The organism is Hymenobacter sediminis, assembly GCF_003231285.1.
Lineage (GTDB): Bacteria > Bacteroidota > Bacteroidia > Cytophagales > Hymenobacteraceae > Hymenobacter > Hymenobacter sediminis.
In genome coordinates, this window is record NZ_QKNS01000028.1 from 1 (window position 1) to 703 (window position 703).

At 50.4% G+C, this 703-nt stretch carries 2 tRNA genes and 2 rRNA genes; all 4 read left to right on the plus strand.

Going from position 1 to position 703, the window contains the following annotated elements:
* A 16S ribosomal RNA gene (locus DNI29_RS23795) occupies positions 1–91 on the plus strand; the annotation flags it as partial.
* A 133-nt stretch (positions 92–224) separates the two neighbouring features.
* Positions 225–298 (plus strand) — tRNA-Ile (locus DNI29_RS23800).
* A 33-nt stretch (positions 299–331) separates the two neighbouring features.
* A tRNA-Ala gene (locus tag DNI29_RS23805) sits at positions 332–408 on the plus strand.
* A 198-nt stretch (positions 409–606) separates the two neighbouring features.
* Positions 607–703 (plus strand): 23S ribosomal RNA (locus DNI29_RS23810); the annotation flags it as partial.

Sequence of the window (703 nt, forward strand, 5' to 3'; positions counted from 1 at the left end):
GTCACAGAAGCCAGTTAGGGTAGAACAAGTAACTGGGGCTAAGTCGTAACAAGGTAGCCGTACCGGAAGGTGCGGCTGGATCACCTCCTTTCTGGAGCTCGTTCCGACTCGCCTTGACGCACAAGAGCTGCCGAGGCTCTTCGTTTCGCCCGCTTGAAATACTACCCCTTGTTGTCTTTTTCAGTTGTTCAACGTTATTTACGGATTCGACTTTAAGTCGACCCGGGCTTGTAGCTCAGGTGGTTAGAGCGCTACACTGATAATGTAGAGGTCCCTGGTTCGAGTCCAGGCAGGCCCACTTTGCTTGACAAATGGTCAGGCTGGATCACCCGGGGGATTAGCTCAGCTGGCTAGAGCACCTGCCTTGCACGCAGGGGGTCAACGGTTCGAATCCGTTATTCTCCACCAACACTGGTTCTCAATCGGATAACCAAGGTGAATGATACTGGATTAGTTTAAGTGATTGAGCTAATCGGCATTACTACTCAATAGGAGTGGTACACGTTCTTTGACATAGAGGAAAACAGAGTAAGAAAAAGAAAGAGTATTACCTAGTTGTAATACCCTGAGCTCGACTGCTCTTCTGCAAGGGAGAGTTAGTCACTACGAGAAGTAGATAAGGGCACACGGGGGATGCCTAGGCTCTCAGAGGCGAAGAAGGACGTGATAAGCTGCGATAAGCAGTGGGGAGGGGCACATACCC